The 278-nt window shown below is 56.1% G+C and carries 1 protein-coding gene; it reads left to right on the top strand.

Annotated elements, in window-relative coordinates; all coding sequences use genetic code 11:
- Positions 1–278: beta-ketoacyl synthase N-terminal-like domain-containing protein (locus SB772_RS40250; RefSeq protein WP_410838551.1), on the top strand; the 278-nt coding region annotated here is incomplete at both ends.

Raw genomic sequence — 278 nt, 5'->3', positions numbered from 1 at the left:
GGTGGTCCACGTAAGATCAGCCCATTCTTCGTTCCGTCAACGATTGTGAACATGGTGGCAGGTCATCTGACTATCATGTATGGCCTGCGTGGCCCAAGCATCTCTATCGCGACCGCCTGTACTTCCGGCGTGCACAACATTGGCCATGCTGCGCGTATTATCGCGTATGGCGATGCTGACGTGATGGTTGCAGGTGGCGCAGAGAAAGCCAGTACGCCGCTGGGTGTTGGTGGTTTTGGCGCGGCACGTGCATTATCTACCCGCAATGATAACCCGCA

Origin of the sequence: Paraburkholderia sp. SIMBA_030, assembly GCF_046535245.1 — a bacterium.
GTDB lineage: Bacteria > Pseudomonadota > Gammaproteobacteria > Burkholderiales > Burkholderiaceae > Paraburkholderia.
This window is presented reverse-complemented; position numbering and strand designations above follow the sequence as displayed.